This is a genomic window from Bradyrhizobium sp. 132, from assembly GCF_023074185.1.
Taxonomy (GTDB): Bacteria; Pseudomonadota; Alphaproteobacteria; order Rhizobiales; family Xanthobacteraceae; genus Bradyrhizobium.
Window position 1 is genome coordinate 240,921 of sequence record NZ_JADPKY010000170.1, and the last position, 20,582, is coordinate 261,502.

Consider the following 20,582-nt stretch of genomic DNA (forward strand, 5'->3'; position numbering starts at 1 on the left):
CTCAATGATCAAATCCGAACTTGTTCAGCGTATCGCCGAGCACAACCCGCATCTGTACCAGCGGGATGTCGAGAACATTGTGAATGCGATTCTCGAAGAGATCGTAGCGGCTCTCGCGCGCGGTGACCGCGTCGAGTTGCGCGGCTTCGGTGCCTTCTCGGTCAAGCATCGCCCTGCACGCGCAGGGCGCAATCCGCGCACCGGCGCCCATGTGCCCGTCGACCAGAAGAGCGTTCCGTTCTTCAAGACCGGCAAGGAAATGCGCGAACGGCTGAATCGCGACCATCCGGATCCAGGCGCGCCAGACTGAGGCCGACGTCAGGGTTTCCCGCGGTCGCGAGCGATGGGGCCGCAAGCTTGATTCAAGGCGAGCGAAGCGAGATGCGAAAGTTCCTGACCGCGCTGATCGTGATTCCGCTGGGCCTGATCCTGATGGTCTTTGCCGTCGCCAACCGGCAATTCGTCACGGTCTCGTTCGATCCCTTCGTTTCCAACGATCCGTCATTCTCGGTCACGCTGCCGCTGTTCCTGCTTCTGATCGTGGTGGCTGCGCTCGGGGTCTTCGCAGGCGGCTGTGCCGTCTGGTTCGGCCAGCGGCACTGGCGGCGTGCGGCGCGCCGGAATGAGGCGGAGGCCCGGGCCGCACGGGGCGAACTGGCCGATCTGCGGGCCCAGGCGGCCGCAGCAAGGCCCGAGTCCCAGCGCCTCCCCGTTCCCTTCGGGGTGGGCCTTTACGGGCCGGTCGGGCGAGACAAGCAGCGCGCGAGGTTGTAGAAGCGGCCGCAACCGACAACCCTGTTTTCCGGCCGCCGGCCCGCGGCCTCCATTTGCTTTGAGCCCATATCCTTGGAAAACATGTCCCTGCTCGTCAAAATCTGCGGCCTGTCCACGCCCGAGACGCTCGAAACGGCGCTCGACGCGGGTGCCGACATGGTGGGGTTCGTGTTCTTCCCGCCGTCGCCGCGGCATTTGTCGCTGGAGGCGGGGCGGGACCTCGGCCGGCAGGTGAAACGGCGCGCGCTCAAGCTCGCGCTCACCGTCGACGCCGACGATGCGACGCTCGACAACATCATGGACGCGCTGTCGCCGGACATTTTCCAGCTTCACGGCAAGGAGAGCGTGGCGCGGCTGCGCGACATCAAGCAGCGGTTCGGTCGCCCGGTGATGAAGGTCGTGCCGGTCGCAACGTCAGCCGATCTCGCCGTGCTGCCTGGCTACCTCGCGGTCGCCGATCGCATCCTGTTCGACGCACGCGCGCCGAAAGACGCGACCCGGCCCGGTGGCCTGGGTGCACCGTTCGATTGGCGCCTGCTCGAAAACCTTGAGCTCGCGCTGCCGTATATGGTTTCGGGCGGGCTACATCCAGGGAACGTCGCCGAAGCCCTTCGCGTCACCCGCGCCGGCGGTGTCGACGTCTCCTCCGGTGTCGAGAGCGCACCGGGCGTGAAGGACCCCGAGATGATCAAAGCCTTCATTCGCGCTGCGCGCGCAAGCCAAGATGCAAGTCAAAAATTGAGCGTCCGATGAATAGCGTAAAACCCAATTCCTATCGTAGCGGGCCCGACGAGCGCGGCCATTTCGGCATTTTCGGCGGACGCTTCGTCGCCGAAACCCTGATGCCGCTGATCCTCGATCTGGAGAAGGCCTACACCGAGGCCAAGGCCGATCCGGCCTTCCAGTCCGAGATGAACGGCTATCTCAAGAATTATGTCGGCCGGCCCTCGCCGCTTTATTTCGCCGAGCGTCTGACCGAACATCTCGGCGGCGCAAAAATCTACCTCAAGCGTGAAGAGCTCAACCACACCGGCTCCCACAAGGTGAACAACGTGCTCGGCCAGATCATGCTGGCGCGGCGCATGGGCAAGAAGCGCATCATCGCCGAGACCGGCGCCGGCCAGCACGGTGTCGCCACTGCGACGCTGTGCGCGCGCTTCGGTCTCGACTGCGTCGTCTATATGGGCGCCGTCGACGTCGAGCGGCAGCAACCCAATGTCATCCGCATGGAGATGCTGGGCGCCAAGGTGATTCCGGTGCAGTCGGGCACGCGCACGCTGAAGGACGCCATGAACGAGGCGCTGCGCGACTGGGTCACCAACGTGCACGATACCTTCTACTGCATCGGCACTGTCGCCGGTCCGCATCCCTATCCGACGCTGGTGCGCGACTTCCAGTCGATCATCGGCAACGAGACCAAGGCCCAGATGCAGGAGATCGAAGGCCGCCTGCCGGATTCGCTGGTCGCCTGCATCGGCGGCGGCTCCAACGCGATGGGCCTGTTTCATCCGTTCCTCGATGATTCCACGGTCGAAATCTTCGGCGTCGAAGCTGCGGGCCACGGGCTGACGCAGCTGCACGCGGCCTCGATCGCGGGCGGCCGTCCCGGCGTGCTGCACGGCAACCGCACCTATCTCCTGATGGATGCCGACGGCCAGATCCAGGACGCGCATTCGATCTCGGCCGGCCTCGACTATCCCGGCATCGGCCCCGAGCATTCCTGGCTGCACGAGATCGGCCGCGTGAACTATCTCTCCGCGACCGACGACGAGGCGCTCGCAGCGTTCCAGTTGTTGTCAAAGCTGGAAGGCATCATCCCCGCGCTCGAGCCGGCACATGCCATCGCCAAGGTGATGGAGCTCGCGCCGAAGCGGGCAAAAGATCACCTGATGGTCGTCAACCTCTCCGGCCGCGGCGACAAGGACGTCCCGCAGGTCGGTGACATCCTGAGGGGCAAGAGCAAGTGACCACGCGTATCGACACCCGTTTCGCCGAGTTGAAAAAAGCCGGCCGCGCGGCCTTCGTTACCTTCGTGATGGCCGGCGATCCCGATCCGGCGACCTCGCTCGAGATCATCAAGGCGCTGCCGAAGGCGGGCGCCGATGTGATCGAGCTCGGCATGCCCTTTACCGATCCGATGGCCGACGGCCCGTCGATCCAGGCCGCCGGCCTTCGCGCGCTCAAGGTCGGCATGACGCTGAAGAAGACGCTCGATCTCGTGCGCGGCTTCCGCAAGGACGACAACGCCACGCCGATCGTGCTGATGGGCTATTACAACCCGATCTACATCTATGGCGTCGACAAATTCTTAGGTGATGCCAAAGCCGCCGGCATCGACGGCCTCATCATCGTCGACTTGCCGCCGGAAGAGGATGATGAGCTTTGCCTGCCCGCGATGAAGGCCGGCCTCAACTTCATCCGCCTGGCGACGCCGACCACCGACGACAAGCGTCTGCCGGCGGTGCTCGCCAACACCTCGGGCTTTGTCTATTACGTCGCGATCACCGGCATCACAGGCGCGGCGGCGGCTGACGCCTCCTCCGTGAGCGAGGCGGTTACCCGTATCAAGCGGCACACCAAGCTGCCGGTCTGCGTCGGCTTCGGCATCCGCACGCCGGAGAACGCCCGCGCCATTGCGTCCCATGCCAATGGCGCCGTGGTCGGCACCGCGCTGATCGACGCCCTCAGGAACAGCCTCGATGCGGACGGGCGCGCCACCGGCAAAACCGTTAACGCCGTCGCCGAGTTGACGGCGGCCCTGGCCCAGGGCGTCAAGGGCGCGCAACAGGCGGCGGAATAGGCCACAATTCCGCTTTTCGGGCGGGCGACACGGCGGCTTGCCGAGCCGGGGCCCGGCCGCCATATATCCCTTCAGGCGATCCGCAAGGCGGGTCGCACATCGGAGCAAACCATGAACTGGCTTACCAATGTGGTCCGGCCGAAGATCCGCAACATGCTGCGGCGGGAGACGCCGGAGAATTTGTGGATCAAGTGCCCGGATTCCGGACAGCTCGTGTTCTACAAGGACGTCGAGGCCAACCAGTTCGTCATCCCCGGCTCGAACTACCACATGCGCATGAACTCGGTGGCGCGTCTGAAGTCGATTTTCGACAACGAGACCTGGTACGACGTCGCGCTGCCTGACGTCACGCCCGATCCGCTCAAATTCCGCGACGAGAAGAAATACGTCGATCGCATCAAGGATGCACGCGCGCGGACCAATCTGAACGACGCGATCAAGGTCGGGTACGGCAAGCTCGAAGGTGCCGCCGTCGTCGTCGCCGTGCAGGATTTCGATTTCATGGGCGGCTCGCTCGGCATGGCCGCGGGCGAAGCCATCGTGCGCGGGCTCGAGCTTGCGGTCGAGAAGAAGTCGCCGTTCATCGTGTTCGCAGCGTCAGGCGGCGCGCGCATGCAGGAAGGCATCCTGTCGCTGATGCAGATGCCGCGTACCACCGTCGCGGTGCAGATGCTGCGTGAGGCAAAACAGCCCTACATCGTCGTGCTGACCAACCCGACCACCGGCGGCGTCACCGCGTCCTATGCGATGCTCGGCGACGTGCAGATCGCCGAGCCCGGTGCGCTGATCGGTTTTGCCGGCGCGCGCGTGATCGAGCAGACCATTCGCGAAAAGCTCCCCGAGGGTTTTCAGCGCGCCGAATACCTCAAGGAGCACGGCATGGTCGACATGGTCGTGCACCGCCACGAATTGCGCCCGACCCTGGCGCGGCTTTGCCGCCTGTTGACCAGGGCGCCAGCGCTGGAGAGCGCCTCGAAACCGGTGCAGCCGGTCCTTAGCCCGGCGCAGATCGTATCGGCTCCCGAGACGGCGCCGGCCGCGCCGCACGCGTGAACGCTCCCTCTGACAGCGCAAAGCCGTCGCTCGGCGACTTGATCGCGCGGCTGTCGGTCCTGCATCAGAAGCGCATCGATCTCGGGCTGGAGCGGATGCACCGCCTGCTCGAGCGGCTCGGTCACCCTGAAAGCAAGCTGCCGCCGGTGATCCATATCGCCGGCACCAACGGCAAGGGCTCGACGCTCGCTTATCTGCGCGCGACGCTGGAGGCCGCGGGCCTCCGCGTCCACGCCTACACCTCGCCCTATCTCGTTCGCATCAACGAATGCTTCCGGCTCGGCCGCGTTGGCGGCGGCGTGCTGGTCGGTGACGACGAATTGCGCGCGGCGCTGGAAGAGGTCGAGCGGGTCAATGCCGGCGAAGCCGCCACCGTGTTCGAGCTCAAGACTGCGGCTGCGTTTCTTCTGTTCGCGCAGAACCCGGCCGATGTCGTGCTGCTCGAAGTCGGCCTCGGCGGCCGGCTCGATTCGACCAATGTGGTCGATGCACCAGCGGCCTGCGTGATCACGCCTGTCAGCATGGATCACATGGATTTCCTCGGTGACACCTTGACCTCCATCGCCGGGGAGAAGGCCGCGATCATCAAGCGCGGCGTACCCGTCATCTGTGCCGAGCAGTCGGGCGAGGCGATGGCGGTGATCGAGGCTCAGGCCAAGCGCATGCGCGCGCCGTTGTTTGCCGCGGGCGAGAGCTGGCATGTCAATGTCGAGCACGGGCGGCTGGTCTATTCCGACGATCGCGGTTTGATGGATCTCACCGCGCCGCGCCTGTTCGGCCGCCACCAGTTCGACAATGCCGGCCTCGCGATTGCGACGCTGCGGGCCACCAGCGCCTTCAAGATCAACCAAGCGGCCTTCGAAGCGGGCATCGTCGGCGCCGAATGGCCGGCACGGATGCAGCGCATTACGTCCGGCGAGTTGCTCTCCTGGGGGCCGCAGGGATCGGAGATCTGGCTCGATGGTGGGCACAATGCCGAGGGCGGCCGCGTCACGGCGGCGGCGCTCGGCGATCTCGAGGAGCGGGTGTCGCGACCGCTGGTCGTCATCGCCGGCATGATGGCCAACAAGGACGCGCGAGCGTTTCTGGCCAATTTCGCCGGTCTGACCCGTCATATCATCGCGGTGCCGATTCCCGACACCGACAACGCGATGCCGGTCGACATCCTCGCGGATGCCGCGCGCAGCCTCGGCATGCGCGTCGAGCCCGCGCCGGGTATCGAGGCCGCACTGCGCGCATTGGCGAAGCTCGCCTATGAAGTGCCGCCGCGCATCCTGATCACCGGCTCGCTCTATCTCGCCGGCCACGTGCTGGGGCTCAACGGAACGCCTCCTGCATAAGGGTTGCGGTGACCAACATGCGTTTTGCCACGATTGCCGACGTCCACGGAAACTATCTCGCGCTGGAGGCAGTGCTCGCCGACATTCGCGCGCAGGGCATCGCCGAGATCGTTAATCTCGGCGACATGCTGAGCGGGCCGCTCGACGCGCGCCGCACGATCGAGATCCTGATGAAGCTCGATGCCGTGCACGTGCTTGGCAATCACGACCGCTATCTGCTCGACCGTCCCCCGGAGAAGATGGGTTCATGGGATCGCCCCGCCCATGCGCAGCTGGATGGCACGCAGCTCGACTGGCTGCGCGCCCAGCCGATGACGCGGGTGTTCCGCGATCAGGTTTTCCTCTGCCACGCGACGCCCGGCAATGACGAGGTCTACTGGCTCGATACCGTGCATCCCGACGGCGCGGTGGCGCTGTCGCCGCTCGATCGCATCGAGCAGTTTGCGCAAGGCATCGCGCAATCATTGATCCTTTGCGCCCACACCCATCTCGCCCGCGCGGTGCGGCTGCGCGATGGTCGGCTGGTCGTCAATCCCGGCAGCGTCGGCAGTCCCGGTTATCGCGACAAGCATCCGTTCCCGCATGTCGTCGAAGCCGGCACACCGCATGCGCGCTATGCGATCGCCGAGCGCGTCGATGACGCCTGGCAGATGACGTTTCGTCATGTTGCGTACGATCACGACACGATGGCCGCGCTGGCGCGTCGCAACGGCCAGCCGGAGTTGGCAAATGCGCTGGCGACGGGATGGATTAGATAGCCCCGCTCGTGTCCCGGACGCGGCGCGGCATGAAATGACGCGACGCAGAGCCGGGACCCAGCAGGCGGTGGGCCCCGGCTCTGCAGCGCACCGCTGAAGAAGCGCTGCGCTGCGTCCGGGGCACGAGAGCGATCGTCATCCAAGCAACTTCATCGGATCCGCCACCTTCTGCTTCAGCTGCGCGAAGCTGCATTGGCGCGGTGCCTTGTCGGGGCGCCAGCGCAGGATCGAGGTGCCGTGGCGAAAGCGCTCGCCGCTGAAATGGTCGTAGCAGACCTCGATCACGAGCTTCGGCTTGAGCGGACACCATTTTACCAGCGGCTCGGCCCGCCCGGCGCGTTACCGGTGAAGCCCGGCTCGCCGATCAGCGCTTCCAGCCGATCGGTCAGAGCAGGCCTTTCTGTCGCCTTGATCGCCGAGGTGAAGCCGACATGGTGAAGCAGACCTTCGTCATCGTAGAGTCCGAGCAGCAGCGAGCCGACCACGCTCCGGCCGGCGAGCTTGTTGGTGGCATAGCGGAAGCCGCCGACGACACAATCGGCGCTGCGGAATTTCTTGATCTTCTGCATGCCGTCGCGATTTCCCGCCTGGTAAGGCAGGTCGATGCGCTTGGCGATGACGCCGTCCGAGCCGCCGCCGGATTGCGCCAGCCATTTTTGCGCGGTGGCGTAGCTTGTCGCCGCCGGTGAGAGGCGGAAGATGCTGGCTTTCAGGTTGGCTTTCGCAAACGCTTCCAGCGCCGGCCGCCGCTCGCCGAGCGGCTCTTTGGCAAGCTGCTTCTCGCCAGCCGTCGCAAGCAGATCGAAGACGAGATAAAGTGCCGGCGTGTCCTGAGAGAGCTTGTTCACGCGGCTTGAAGCAGGGTGAATGCGCTGCAGCAGCGCGTCGAAAGAAAAGCTTTTGCCGTGCGGCACGACAATCTCGCCGTCGAGCGTGAAGCAATCCGCCTTCAGCTTCAGTGCCGCGGCGACGATCTCGGGGAAGTAGCGCGCGAGGTCCTCGCCGGATTTCGAGCGCAAATCAATGCTGCCGCCGTTGCGCGACAGCAGGCAACGGAAGCCATCCCATTTCGGCTCGTATTGCCACTCCTTGCCGCGCGGGATCGCATCGACGGACTTCGCCTCCATCGCAACGAGAGATGTCGATTTTCGTGCGCGCTTTGCAGGGGCTGCAGGCAAGGGGCTGGGACTCGTCATAAGCTGGAGATGTCCCATCAACGCAAAACGGCCGACTTTCGCCGGCCGTTTCCAAAAAATAATCTCGTGCGCGGCGGATCAGACCGCGGAGGTGATCCACTGCTGCAGCTTTGCCTTGGGCGCGGCGCCGACTTGGCGGGAAGCCATCTCGCCGCCCTTGAAGATCATCAGGGTAGGGATCGACATCACGCCATACTTCGATGCGGTCTTCGGGCTCTCGTCGACGTTGAGCTTCACGATCTTGACCTTGTCGCCCATCGCGCCGGAGATCTCGTCGAGCGCGGGTGCGATCATGCGGCAGGGACCGCACCATTCGGCCCAGAAATCGACAACCACCGGACCGTCCGCCTTGAGCACTTCGGCTTCGAAATCGGTGTCAGAAACTTTGCCAACGGCCATGGGAATACCTCGTACCTGAGAGAAGGACGCGACGGGAATCGCACCCGAGATCATGCCGTCAACCTATGAACGGCTCCTTGCCGGGTCAAGGACGCTCACACGGAGATGAAGGGATGCCAGCGCCGCGTCCAGCGCGGGGGCTGAAATCTCCATATATTCAAGGGCCTCGGTCCAGAGCAGGACGGCTCGAACAGGCTTTTGGGGATAAAGCCGCGATAGCACCGCCCGATACAGCGCAAGCTGCCGGACATAGGTCGCGGGCACCTCAGCGGCGCTGATGGGCGCCGCCTGGTTGGTCTTGAAATCGACGATCAAAACCTCATCCGGACGAACGACCAGCCGGTCGATCTGCCCCGACACCAGCGCCGGGGTGCGGCCCGGCCGCTCCAGTCTGCCGACGATGGCGACCTCCGCCCGGCTGCCCGCGGCAAAGACCGGCGCGAAGCGCGGCTCAGTGATGAGGGCGAGCACCTTGTCGGCCAGAGCGGCGCGGTCAGCCTCCGCCCAGTCCGAGGCATTGCGCGCCATGAAGCCGAGCGCGGCCTCGCGCCGGCGATCGCTGGCGATGTCGGGGAGTGATTGCAGCAGCCGGTGCACCAGCGTGCCGCGTTGCAGCGCGAGCGCGCGGGACTGCACCGATTCACTTGACCGCACCGCGCGGCCTTCCTCGGCCGACTGGCCGGAGGGACGAACCGGATCGTCATCGACGGTCTCGCGCGGCGCCGGCGTCCGCAGCCAGTCCGGGAGCGCGGTCCTCTGGTCCACGGATGTCGCCGGCGCGCCCAGTGCCTCGGCATCCCCGGGCCGCGCGAACCGCGTCACCTTGCCGAGCGGCGTCTCGATTGTCTGCTTGTCCAGGCCCGAGCCGGCGAGCCCGGTGTCGACCAGGTCGTACCAGCTCAGCTTGCGAACCGTCTTCATGTTGCCGGGCAAGCAGCCGCTGACGATCAGCCGGTCGGCGGCGCGCGTCATCGCGACGTAGAGCAGGCGGCGGTATTCGTCCTCGGTCTCCTCGATCATCGCCTTGCGTGCGTCGGCGACGGGCTTGGGATCGTCCGCCTTGCGGCCGGCCCACACCACGACCTCGCCGCCATTGCCGCGCGGCATGTGGATCAATCGGACCCGCTGCGAGTCCGCAGGCGACGATGTGGTGTCGACCATGAACACGACGGAAGCTTCCAGTCCCTTGGCGCCGTGCACGGTCATCACCCGTACCTCGTCGCGCGAGATCTCCATGTCGCGCTTCACCTCAGTGTCGGCCGAGCGCAGCCAGGCCATGAAACCCTGCAGCGAGGCCGGCGCCTTGCGCTCGTAGTTCAGCGCCAGCTCCAGAAATTCGTCGAGCGCGTCGTTGGCCTCGTGACCGAGCCGGCGCAGGATGCGCGCGCGTCCGCCGTCGCCGCCGAGCAGCCAGGCATAGAAGGCGAACGGCGTCTCTTCGCGCGACCGGACCTCGCAGGCTTCCAGTCGCCGCAGCACCGTCGAGAATTTGTCGCTTGTGGACGCATGCTCACCAAGCGCGCGTCGCAGCGATCCCTTGCGATCCCAGGCAAGCTGAAACAGATCGTCGTCATCGAGGCCGAACAGCGGGCTCTTCAGCGCCACCGCGAGCGCGAGATCGTCCTGCGGCAGCAGCAGCGCATCGGCGAGGTTCATCAGATCGATGATTCCGATGTGCTCGGTGAGCTTCAGTCGATCGGCGCCCGCGACAGGAACGTTGGCATGCTTCAGGGCCTGGATCACGGCGTCGAACGCATTGCCGCGCCGCCGCACCAGGATCAGCATGTCGCCATAGCGCAGGGGCCGCCGCTCGCCTTCGTGTCCCGTCAGCGTGCCGCTCTCGACCAGCCGCTTGATCTCGGTCTGGATGCGGCGCGCAAGCTTGACCTCGGGGCTGGTGGCGGCGACGCCGTCGAACGGCGCGCGCCAGCCCTCGATCTCCTGCCGTTCGTCGGCAATCGCGAGATCCCAGAGTTCGATTACACTCGGGCCGGCATCGGCGAGCGCATTGTGCACGGGATAGGCCTTCTCCGCGTGAATGCTGCGATAGATAGTCTCCTCGCGAAAAACCTGATCGACCGAATGCAAAATAGCCGCGCCCGATCGGAAGGAGTAGTTGAACGAGACCGGATCGAATTTAAGGTTAGCAGCCTCAAACTTTCTTCTGAGATCATATCGGCGCCGATCAAACTCTCGCGGTTCCGCGCCCTGGAACGAGAAGATCGATTGCTTCTCGTCGCCGACAGCGAAGACGGTGCGGTTCAGCCCCTCGCGCGCGCCTTCTCCGGCCGTGAATTCCGAGATGATGTGCGCGACGATCTCCCATTGCCGCGGGCTCGTGTCCTGGGCTTCGTCGATCAGCACGTGATCGACGCCGCGGTCGAGCTTGTAATGCACCCAGCCCGAGGAGACGCGGTCCAGCATTGTCAGCGTCTTGTCGATGAGGTCGTCATAGTCCAGCAGCCCGCGCTCCTGCTTCTCGCGGCGGTAGTTTGCGGCAGCCGCGGTCGCGATATGCAGCAGGGCTGCGGTGCGGTCGCGCATGGTCACCGCACGGCGCTTCTCGATCAGAGCGTCGAGCCGCTGCGCCTCGTGCTCGAATAGGTGAGCGACTGACGGATAATCTTTGCAAAACTGTTTGGTTAGCAACGTCTTGCGTGGTTGCTTCTTTTCATCGGTCAGGAAGGCCCCAAGATAAGCATCGACTTGCGCACTGCCTGAGAACGCTTTTGCCGAACGTAAGCAATCGGCTTGGTCCTTCTCGGTCTTGTTGCCGCCATCGAGTGCGAGGGCAACTTCGTCCCAGCGCGATCGCGGCAGGAACGGACCGTCGAGAATCTCCGTCTCGACGCCCTCTATGCCATCGCTCGCGTCCACGCCCAGCGCGGTGCTCATCTGCGTCGCAGCCGCTTCCGCGTTCCCGGCCTCATCGGTCCAGGCCATGAAATGATCGCGGCTCAGACAGGCCTCGCGCACCACCTCCTTGAAGGTGACGTCGGCGGCGCTCGCCATCGCGGTCAGCAGCGCCCGGCCGGTAACGCTGTCAGGGTCGCGCGCGGCCTCCAGCAGTACTTTCAGATTGGCGCGCTCCATCATGTCGGTCTGGTCGCGATCGTCGATCACCGCGAAGCGCGCCGGCACGTTGGCCTCGAACGGAAACTGCTGGAGCAGGCGGGTGCACAGCGCGTGGATGGTCTGCACCTTCAATCCGCCCGGCGTCTCCAGCGCGCAGGCGAACAGCTTTCGCGCTTCGCGCCGCAATTTTGTATTGGGGTGCGGAATGCCGACCGCGCGGATCGCTGCGTCGAGTGCCGTGTCGTCGAGCGTCACCCAATGCCCGAGCGTGGTGAACACGCGCTCGGCCATGTTGGCGGCAGCCGCCTTGGTGAAGGTGATGCAGAGGATCTTTTCCGGCGGCACGCCAGAGAGCAGCAGGCGGATCACCCGCTGCACCAGCACATGCGTCTTGCCCGAGCCGGCATTGGCCGACACAAAGGCCGACGCGGTCGGGTCCGATGCGCGTGCTTGCCTGGCGCGCACTTCATCCGGGATGGGGCGCGGTGCCTTCACCATTCCTCGATCCCCAATCCGCCGGCCGCGGACCATTCCTTGATCCGGGCGAGGTCGTCGTAAGTGCCGTAGCGGTTGGTCCACATCGGCAGGTTCAGTGAGGTGTAGGGCTGGTTCTCGTCCTCGAAGGCGCGGATAAGCGCCTCAAGCTTGGCTCTCGCTTCTGCGGCAGCAGTATCAGGCGGCTGCGCCTCTTCGCCCTTATTGACTTTGAGCTTGACGATTCGCTCCTCGCCGGGTGGATTGTTGCCGCTGAGGCGGACATAGACGAGCTGGCTCACGGATGCGCCGGCATCGATATCGGGAAAGCCGCCTTCGCGCAGGATCGCGGCTTCCAGCGTGAGCTGCGGCGACAGGCCTATTTGGACCTGCTTGTCGGTCGGTGGCTGGCCGGTCTTGTAGTCGAGGATGGCGTAGCCGCCGCCCTGGCGCCGTTCGATGCGGTCGGCGCGGGCGGAGAGACGGAAGCTGCGCCCGTGGTCGAGCGGGATCGAGATCTCGCCGCGGGTTTCCGCAGCGATAGCCTCGATCACGTCGCGACGCGCCGTCTCCCATTCGCCGAACCAGCGGGCGATGCGCTGGAAACGCGGCCACCACAGCGCCCGCGCCTCGGGACGTTCCATCAGCGGTGCAAAGTACTTTTCACCGATCACGCGCAGCACGCGCGCGGGATCGTCGGGCAGATTCGTGGCGTAGCGTTCCGTGAACTCGCCGAGTGCATCGTGGATCGCCGAGCCGCGGTCGGCGGCCGACAGCGGCATGTCGACGGGATCGAGTGCGTCGAGCCGCAAAATGTGTTTTGCGTAGATCGTATAGGGATCGCGCAGCCAGTCCTCGATCGCAGTCACAGACATCCTGAGCGGCCGGGTCGCGCGCGGCGGTCGCGGCTCGGGCTGCTTGATCGGTTTGACCTCGTCGGGCTGGTCCAGCGCGGCTGCAAACTGCACGTATTTCTCGCCCGCGCGAATTGCTGCCTTCCAGCGCGCGTCGCCCGCGACCGCCTCCAACCGGTGCAGGAAGCGCGAAGCCACCGCGGGCGCGCCGCCGGCCTTTGCGGAGTGGGTGAGGATGACCTCGTCGCCGCCGAGCAGTTGCGCAAAATCATGGGCGGAGAGGCCGATACGGCGCTCAGGCAGATCGAGGCCGAGCTGGTGCCGCATCGGTCGGCTGAGCCAGGGATCGATGCGCGGCGCCGGCGGCCAGACGCCCTCGATCAGTCCGCCGACGATGATTCGGTCGGCCTGCATCAGGCGCGATTCAAGCGGGCCGTAGATCTGGAGCCGCGCGCCAGGCTTGTCTCGCCGCCGCACCGCGCGATCGCCAAATGCGGTCTGAAAGACGTCTGCGTAGTCGGGCAGCGTCACCATCAGTCCGCTGGTCGTGCCGCCGCGCAGGAGATCGTCGAAGGCGCTTGCGAGCGCGAGGCCTTCGCGCTCCTCGAAGGCCAGGGAAATGCCCTGCTCGTCGCGCGACAGCTCGATCATGATCTCGCGGTGGCGATGTGCGAGCTCGGCGAAGTCAAACGCCTTCGCTGACGCCAGGCTCTCGATCGGCGCCAATGCTATCCGCAGGGCATCGATCAGCGCCTGGATGCGATCGAGGTCTTCCGCTTTGAGGCGCGCGCGCGGCTCGGCCTTATGCAGCGCGGAGACCTCGCTGCGCCACAGCTTTGCCAGCTCCTCGCGGAAGCGATTGAATTCACGCAGCAGGCCGGCAGTGCCTGCAGGCGGTCGCGTGCCGCGCAAGACCGCAAGCTCCAGGCCTTCGATCGCCGCCCTCCACGCGCCAGGTGCGCGGCCCAGCCGGCACAGCGGATGCTTCAGCATCGCCAGAAGCGTCGGCGGCTCCAATCCCTTGGTCGCAGCCTCCGCTGTGAGCCGCGCAAAGACGCCGGCGGACGTCTCCATCAAGACGTCGCCGCCGGAATCGTCGAACGCGAGGTCCCACCGGGTCAGCGCGGCCATCACCCGCCGCGCTAGTGCGCGGTCGGGCGTGACAAGCGCGGCGGATTTGTCGAGATGCCGCGCCTCACGCATCGCAATCGCGATGGCGAGGGCTTCCATCTCGGGATTGGGGGCTTCGACCACTGCGAGATTGTTCATGCCGCCGGTGATCTTCGCGGCCACATCCGGCTGCTTCAGGCGGTCGTGCCAAATCTCGGTCTTGGCCGATGGCCGCATCGATTCGGAGGCGAGCAGATCGCGGCCGCCTTCCGCCGGAGGCTGGAGGATATCGACGTCGCTGCGCTTGATGCCAAAGCGATCGAGCAGCGCGTGCATGGCATATTGCGGATGGTTCGAGACCGGATGCTCCGCGAACTTGCCGAGCGAGTCGCGTACGCCGCCGATGCTGCGCCAGGCATCGTCGTCGAGATCGGTGTCCAGGCCGGGCAGCACCACGGCGCCACGCGGCAGCAAGGCGACTGCGTGGAGAAATCTTGCAGTGGCCGGCATCGAGCCGGTCGAACCGGCCGCGATCACGGGGCCATGGTGATGCGCGGTCAGCCGCTTGGCTTCGGCATCGATCAGGAGGTCGCGGCGGGCAGCGGGCTCGATGCGTTTGATTTCGGCGAGATGACCGGGCCAGGCGATGCGCGCGATGCGCAAAAATTCGAGCGAGTGCTGCCAGTACCGGTCGAGCAGGTCAGGCACGAGGCCATCGAGCGCGCTCCAGTCGACGCCGCGCGTGACCATGTCGTCGATCAGCCGCGCGAGATCAGAGGCCAGCGCCAGCGTCGAAGCGGGGCCGCCGACGACCAGCGGAGACAGCACCGGGCCCTTGGCCCAGGCCGCGACCAGCTGCGCCAGTGTCAGCCGCCGTTCGAGCTCGCCGAGCCGCGGCGGAATGTCGAGCGGCGTTGCGCCGGAAAACTGTTCGCCCTCATCGGCGAAAGCGAGTTCATCCTCGTCGATGTCGCCGAGCGCGACGATGCGCGGCAGCACGACGGCATCTGCCTTCATCTCGTCGAGGAAGATCTCGCGGACGATTCGCATGGCGCGCCTTGTCGGCAGGTACAACGTGGCGTCCGCCAGCTGTGCAGGTTCCTTGCGCGCCTCAAAGCCGTCGACCAGCCGGCCGTCGAGCAGGCTTGAGACGATGGTGCGCAGGAAGGGAACTGAGACTGGAACGCTGAAAACGCGCATGAGCTGCCTGATTCGGGAATCAGGCGCCAATATAGGGAGATGGACTCAAATGGTCATGGGTGCAGACGAGGTCTTCCCCGCTGTTTGACGGCTTCGCCGCTCGCGTGCCCCGGACGCGGCGCAGCACGCAGTGATGCGCCGCTGAGCCGGGCCCCAGGCTACGTCATCACGGCTGTGGCTGTGGGTCCCGGCTCTGCGGAGCGGCACTTCGCGCCGCACCGCGTCCGGGACAAGAGAGACCCTACGCCACGCTCTCCAGAAACGCCTCTTCCGCGGCGTGCACGGCGTCGGGCGTGCCGACATGCATCCAGACGCCGTCGAGGCGGAGGCCGAACAGCCGCTCCTGCTCGTTGGCGCGGTCAAACATTTTGGTCAGCGAGAACTCGCCTGTCGGAGCATCGGCGAAGATCGAGGGCGACAAGATCGCCGCGCCGGCATAGACGAACGGAACGACCTCCTTTTCCTTGCGCTTGCGCAGGGCGCCGTCGGCCAGCATGCCGTAATCGCCGCGGCCGCTATAGCCGATGCTGGTCGCCGTCGGCGCCATTAGCAGCAGGATGTCCATCCGCGCGAGATCGAAGTTTTCGGCAAGCCGCGCCAGATTGGAGCGCACGCCGTCGATCCACAGCGTATCGGAATTGACATGGAAGAACGGCGCATCGCCGAGCAATGGCAACGCCCTGACCACGCCGCCGCCGGTGCCGAGCACCTGGTCGCGCTCGTCCGAGATGGTCACGCGCGGATGCTGGCGGGACGCGGTGTGATTGATGATCTGGTCCGGCAGATAGTGCACGTTGACCACCGCCTCGCTCACGCCGGCCTGGCCGAGCTTGTCGAGCACGTGGTCGAGCAGCGGCTGGCCGGCCACCGGCACCAGCGGCTTCGGCATCTTATCCGTCAACGGACGCATGCGCAGGCCGAACCCTGCGGCGAGCACCATGGCTTTGGTCGGCTTGACGGACATCCTTCGCTTTCTCAGACCCATTGATTTCGCGTTCGCCGCAATCCTAACACGAGGCTTGACCGACCGCACCGCGTCTTAATCGCCTTAACCACCTGCCGTGACGCTTGTACGACGAGTGTTGCCGTTACGCCCGGACGGATGTGGAACGCGCCTTTTTCTTCTTGTCGCCAAGCTTGAGAAAATTGACACCGATCTGGTCGCCATTGACCCAGGCGAGCTCGCAGCGCCGGTATGCAAGTCCGGTAGACGACAGCAGCAGAAAAAACTCCTTCAGATGCAGGCCTTCGACCGAGCCGTCGATGGTCAGCTTGGCGCCGCTCTCGGAGACGTCCTCCATGCTGCAGTCGCGCCGCCAGGTGCCGTCGATACCCATCATCTGGGCCGCGATCCCGCGCTCGAAAACAACCCGGCTGTTGCCGCGCTGGTCCGTCTTCACCGCCATCTGCCCTGCTCCGGCCCCGCAATTATCCGGCTGCCCCGCCGCCAGATTACCGGTGTCTTGGCTAACAGCCGGTAAATCGGGCCCCTAATCAGCCTTGTCGGCCTTGTCAGCCTTGGACCGGCCGTTGGGGCGGTGGGACGTTGGCGAGATACCAGCCGCGCAGATGGGCGAGCGCGGGATGCGCCAGGGAGCGCTGGAGATAGGTCCAGATCCGCGGTTGGTGACGCAGATAATGCGGCTTGCCGTCGCGGCGGTTGAGGCGGGCGAAGGTGCCGAGCAGACGCGTGTTCCGCTGCGCCGACATGATGGCGTAGAGCTCGGCGAAGCCGGCCGCGTCGAAGTTTGCGTCGTTTGCGCGGCGCGCCTTGATGTAGCGCGACAGCAGCGTCAGCTCGATTGCCTCGGGCACGTCGATGCGGGCGTCCTGGAGCAGCGACACCACGTCGTAGGATTGCGGCCCCAGCACGGTGTCCTGAAAATCGATCACGCCGACGCGTTCGATGCCGGTGCGATTCCCGAGCCAGATCAGGTTCGGCGAGTGATAGTCGCGGATGATCCACGTCTTCGGCGCCGCCAGCGGCTTCTTCAGCAGTTCGCGCCAGATCGCGAAAAATTCGGTGCGCTTCGCGTCGTCCAGCGGTGCGTTGCGATCGGGCAGGTACCATTCCGGCATCAACCCGATTTCAATCAGCAGCGCCTCGGTATCGAAGACAGGAATGGCGTAGGTCTGCCCATCGAGCGGCAATTTTTCCGGCAGCGTCTCGCCGTGCAGCACGGCCAGCAAATCGGCCGCGGCTTCGTAGCGCTCGGCGATCGGGCGCGGCGGATCGCCCTCGATCACGCCTTCGCTGCCAAAGTCTTCGCTGATCAGGAATCCCTGGTCGAGGTCCGAATGATGGATCGCAGGTGCCGAGATGCCATGTGCGCGCAGACCTTCGCCGATGGCAACGAAGGGTTTTATATTTTCGGCGAGGTGCACCGCGGCGCTGTAGGATTTTCCGTTGTAGATCGTAGCGCCATCCGGGCGCTGCGGTGAGTTCATGAGGATGACGATCGCGTCGTCGCGCAGCAGCCGTGCATAGGAGCGCGTCGAGGCGTCGCCCGGCATGCGCTTGCGCGTCGCATCCATGTAGCCGGATGCATCGAGGAATTCGCGCAGCGCCTTCAGCCGCGCGACGGTGGCGGCGGCCTTACCATAGCCGGTAATGTCGGCGGCGCGTGCGCTCGAGCCCAGCGCCGGCCGGTGCGTCAGCGCGATGTCGATGCGGTCTTGAGGCATCGCCGACGGGGCGCGCTCCGGCCATTCGATCAGGACGAGGGTCGCTTCCGGCAGCGGCGACAGCCCGATCTCTTCGAGCTCGCTCTCGTCCTCGACGCGGTAGAGGTCGGCATGCATCACCGGGAATGGCGGCAGCTCGTAGCCCTGCACCAGCGTGAAGGTCGGGCTCGGCACTTCCAGCGCCTCGTCGCCGGCGAGATAGCGGATCATGGCCCGCGCCGCCGCGGTCTTGCCGGCACCGAGATCGCCGGTGAGCGTGATGACGTCGCCGGAGCCGACCAGCAGCGCGAGGTCGGCCATCAGGTGCGCAGTCGCCGTCTCGTTGTGAAGCGCGACGGAGAATGTGGTTGGTTCAGTCATTCGGCGGCGTCGCGATGCGCCGCCTGCTCGGTCGGGAAGTCGCAGATTACGACCGTGCCCCTGCCCACGATCGAATCTACCCGGATCTTGCCGCCGTGCAGCTCGACGAAGGAGCGCACCAGCGACAGGCCAAGCCCGGCGCCGCGGTGACGCGAGCCCTGCGATCGGCTTTCAAACCAGTTGAACACCTTGTCCTTCATGTCGGCAGGTATTCCAGGCCCGGAATCTGTCACAGTGAAGACCACGCTGCGTTCGGTGCGGCGGGCGCTGATGCCGACGGCGGAATCCTGTGGAGAAAACCCGACGGCGTTGGCGAGGAGGTTATAGAGCACCTGCACCACGCGCTTCTCGTCGCCGGTGAAGCTGCCGACGTCGGGCGCGATCTCGACCTTGAGACGGATGCGGTCGGTGGCGAGCCGGTCCTGAATACCCTCGGCGGCGAGCTCGATGGTCTTGCTGACGTCGACCGGGCCGAGTTCCAGCTTCATGGCGCCGGCGTCGATGGTGGCGAGATCCAGGATGTTGTTGGTCAGCGCCAGCAGGGCGTTGGTCGATTTGGTGACGTAGTCGAGATATTCGGCCTGCTTCGGCGTCAGCGGCCCGGTCGAGGGATCGCTGAGGAAATGCGCGAAGCCGATGATGGTGGTAAGCGGCGAGCGCAGCTCGTAGGAGACGTGGTGGACGAAATCCACCTTCATCTGGTCGGCGGCCTCCAGCGCCTCGTTGCGCTCGCGCAGCGCGCGCTCGACATTCTCGGTGTCGGTGATGTCCTGGAACGTCAGCATGGTCGCGCCGTCGTGCAGCGGCCGGATCATGCCGTCGAGCACGCTGCCGTCCTTGCGCTCCAGCTTCAGCGGAACGTCGGCGCGGCTCTCGATCGAGGTGACGGCCTCGCGGATCTGCCGCCAGACGATGGCGTCGTCGAACAGCTGATGGCACCAGCCTTCGACGGTCTGGATGTGCGGCTCGTCGCGCATGGCGTCGCTTGACAGCTTCCACATCCGGACGAAGGCCGGGTTGAACAGCTGCGCCCTGCCGTTGCTGCCGAACACCGCGACGCCCTCGGCGAGGCTGTCCAGCGTCTCGCGCTGGACGCGGATCATGCCGTCGAAGCGGCGGGCGAGCTCGAGGCTCTCGGTGACGTCGTCGAACAGATAGGTGACGCCGCCTTCCGGATTCGGCGTGGTGACGACGGAAAGTGCGCGGCCGTCGGGCAGGTACCAGGTGTCCTTGGCGGTCTCGACCGCGCGGTAGGCCTCGTGCAGCTCGACCTTCCAGGCGCGGAAGTCCGGCTGCTCCGGCAGCTTGCGCCCGGCGCGGAGTTGGTCAAGCACGCTGGAATCATCGGGGTTGGCGTCGAGGAAGGTGCGATCGAGGTCCCACAGCCGGCGGTAGGAATCGTTGTAGAAAGCGAGCCGGCGCTGGCCGTCGAACACGGCAACGCCGGAGGAAAGCTGGTCGAGCGTGCGGCGATGCGCCTCCGCCATCCGCACCAGCGCCGAGCTCAGCGCATCCGCCTCGCTGGCATCGATGGCAACGCCGACATTGCCCCGGCCGACATTGACGGCGCGGACGTCATAGATGCGCCGCTCGCCGCTGATCACGATCGGCAGCCGCGAGGTGAAATTGGCCGCCTCCTTCAGTCCCCGCTCCATCGCCGTGCGGTCGGCGCTGTCGAGCAGCTCGAGCTTGCGCGCCTGGGCGTCGGCGATGGTGGCCGCTTCGGTCGCACGGACATAGGCGGGGTTGGCGTAGGTCAGCGCGCCGTTCTCACTTTTGGCCCAGATCGGCCAGGGTGCGGCGGCGGCGAAGCCGCGCAGCATCTCGGTTTCGTCCGACAGCGCCTTGTAGCGCAAATTGGTCTCGGCCAGATCGCGGCGCAGCCCTGAGAGTTCGCGAATCCTGACGATGGCCTGGCCGCCGATGGCGCGGCCGATGGCCTCGAGCGTGTGGCCATGCGCGGTGGTCAGCGTCAGCTGGAACCCGTCGCCACGGTCCCGCAGCGCGTCGACCGCGTGATCCATCTGGAGCGCCGGCTCCGGCGGCAACCAGGTTCCAAATGCGAGCAGGCGCTGCGGGGAGGAGTCGCGCGGCAACACCATGGAGATGTCGCCGGAAATCTGGGCGCGATTGTCGCCGGCCGGCCAGGAGATCAAAATTTGCGGCTCGGCGAACAGCAGCGCGCCGAAGCGGTCGGCCTGGAGCTGGAGTTCCCCGATTCGGGCGCGCAGCCGCGCCTCGTTCCTCGCCGTGCGCACACGCGTGCGCATCAGGAGAATCGCGGCGACCACCGAGAAGCCTAGCAAAGCCAGCGCAGTGGCCAGCACCGCGAGTTCCTGCCGGTTGAAATCCAGCAATGTTGAGAGTGTGTCGACGAGATCGGCGGCCTCAGCCGGCGCAGCCGGCAGCAGCGCCGCGAGAGCGCTTCCCAAGACGCCGTTGCGCACCAGCGATGTGCACGACAGCAGCGTCCGACGCATCGACACGATCACGCCTGACATAGT

15 protein-coding genes and 1 pseudogene are annotated in these 20,582 nt (G+C 65.7%); 8 read left to right on the plus strand and 8 right to left on the minus strand.

Features of this window, described 5'->3' with window-relative positions:
- Positions 1–4: 4 nt before the first annotated feature.
- The 8 genes from IVA74_RS37645 to IVA74_RS37680 all read left to right on the plus strand — a co-directional run bounded on the left by IVA74_RS37645 (position 5) and on the right by IVA74_RS37680 (position 6,725).
- Positions 5–310 (plus strand): integration host factor subunit beta, encoded by a 306-nt coding sequence (locus IVA74_RS37645; protein ID WP_007598410.1) that lies wholly within the window; start codon positions 5–7, stop codon positions 308–310.
- A gap of 71 nt (positions 311–381) precedes the next feature.
- Positions 382–774: a LapA family protein gene (locus IVA74_RS37650; protein ID WP_247352785.1), complete on the plus strand. Its 393-nt coding sequence runs from the start codon at positions 382–384 to the stop codon at positions 772–774.
- A gap of 81 nt (positions 775–855) precedes the next feature.
- Positions 856–1,527, plus strand: coding sequence for a phosphoribosylanthranilate isomerase (locus IVA74_RS37655; RefSeq protein WP_247352787.1), 672 nt, complete (start codon positions 856–858; stop codon positions 1,525–1,527).
- Positions 1,524–2,741 (plus strand): tryptophan synthase subunit beta, encoded by a 1,218-nt coding sequence (gene trpB, locus IVA74_RS37660; protein WP_247352789.1) that lies wholly within the window; start codon positions 1,524–1,526, stop codon positions 2,739–2,741. Before IVA74_RS37655 ends, trpB begins: the two co-directional genes overlap by 4 nt.
- On the plus strand, positions 2,738–3,574 hold the full coding sequence (gene trpA, locus IVA74_RS37665; RefSeq protein ID WP_247352791.1) for a tryptophan synthase subunit alpha: 837 nt from the start codon (positions 2,738–2,740) through the stop codon (positions 3,572–3,574). Before trpB ends, trpA begins: the two co-directional genes overlap by 4 nt.
- A gap of 111 nt (positions 3,575–3,685) precedes the next feature.
- Positions 3,686–4,627 carry an acetyl-CoA carboxylase, carboxyltransferase subunit beta gene (gene accD, locus IVA74_RS37670; protein ID WP_247352793.1) on the plus strand — a complete coding sequence of 314 codons (942 nt, stop codon included), beginning with the start codon at positions 3,686–3,688 and terminating at the stop codon, positions 4,625–4,627.
- Positions 4,624–5,967, plus strand: a complete 1,344-nt coding sequence (locus IVA74_RS37675; protein WP_247352795.1) for a folylpolyglutamate synthase/dihydrofolate synthase family protein — start codon at positions 4,624–4,626, stop codon at positions 5,965–5,967. The genes accD and IVA74_RS37675 overlap by 4 nt, the downstream gene beginning before the upstream one ends.
- Positions 5,968–5,984: 17 nt before the next feature.
- Entirely contained in the window at positions 5,985–6,725 is a 741-nt protein-coding gene (locus IVA74_RS37680; RefSeq protein ID WP_247352797.1) for a metallophosphoesterase family protein, read from the plus strand.
- A gap of 135 nt (positions 6,726–6,860) precedes the next feature.
- Here the strand turns inward: IVA74_RS37680 and IVA74_RS37685 are convergent.
- From IVA74_RS37685 to IVA74_RS37720, 8 genes and pseudogenes are all read right to left on the minus strand, one after another.
- A pseudogene (locus tag IVA74_RS37685) lies at positions 6,861–7,852 on the minus strand (ATP-dependent DNA ligase).
- A 147-nt stretch (positions 7,853–7,999) separates the two neighbouring features.
- The gene (gene trxA / locus IVA74_RS37690; protein WP_247352799.1) at positions 8,000–8,320 is read right to left on the minus strand and encodes a thioredoxin; all 321 of its coding nucleotides are present in this window, start codon (positions 8,318–8,320) and stop codon (positions 8,000–8,002) included.
- Positions 8,321–8,383: 63 nt separating this feature from the next.
- A complete protein-coding gene (gene addA, locus IVA74_RS37695) occupies positions 8,384–11,893 on the minus strand; it encodes a double-strand break repair helicase AddA (protein ID WP_247352801.1) in 3,510 nt (1,169 codons plus the stop codon).
- Positions 11,887–15,033, minus strand: coding sequence for a double-strand break repair protein AddB (gene addB / locus IVA74_RS37700; RefSeq protein ID WP_247352803.1), 3,147 nt, complete (start codon positions 15,031–15,033; stop codon positions 11,887–11,889). Before addB ends, addA begins: the two co-directional genes overlap by 7 nt.
- Positions 15,034–15,274: 241 nt before the next feature.
- Positions 15,275–15,997 (minus strand): nucleotidyltransferase family protein, encoded by a 723-nt coding sequence (locus IVA74_RS37705; RefSeq protein ID WP_247352806.1) that lies wholly within the window; start codon positions 15,995–15,997, stop codon positions 15,275–15,277.
- Positions 15,998–16,121: 124 nt separating this feature from the next.
- A complete protein-coding gene (locus IVA74_RS37710; protein ID WP_247352808.1) occupies positions 16,122–16,439 on the minus strand; it encodes a PilZ domain-containing protein in 318 nt (105 codons plus the stop codon).
- A gap of 106 nt (positions 16,440–16,545) precedes the next feature.
- Complete coding sequence (tsaE, locus tag IVA74_RS37715; RefSeq protein ID WP_247352810.1) at positions 16,546–18,078, minus strand: tRNA (adenosine(37)-N6)-threonylcarbamoyltransferase complex ATPase subunit type 1 TsaE; 1,533 nt, start codon at positions 18,076–18,078, stop codon at positions 16,546–16,548.
- Complete coding sequence (locus IVA74_RS37720; protein WP_247352812.1) at positions 18,075–20,579, minus strand: PAS domain-containing sensor histidine kinase; 2,505 nt, start codon at positions 20,577–20,579, stop codon at positions 18,075–18,077. The genes tsaE and IVA74_RS37720 overlap by 4 nt, the downstream gene beginning before the upstream one ends.
- Positions 20,580–20,582: the final 3 nt, after the last annotated feature.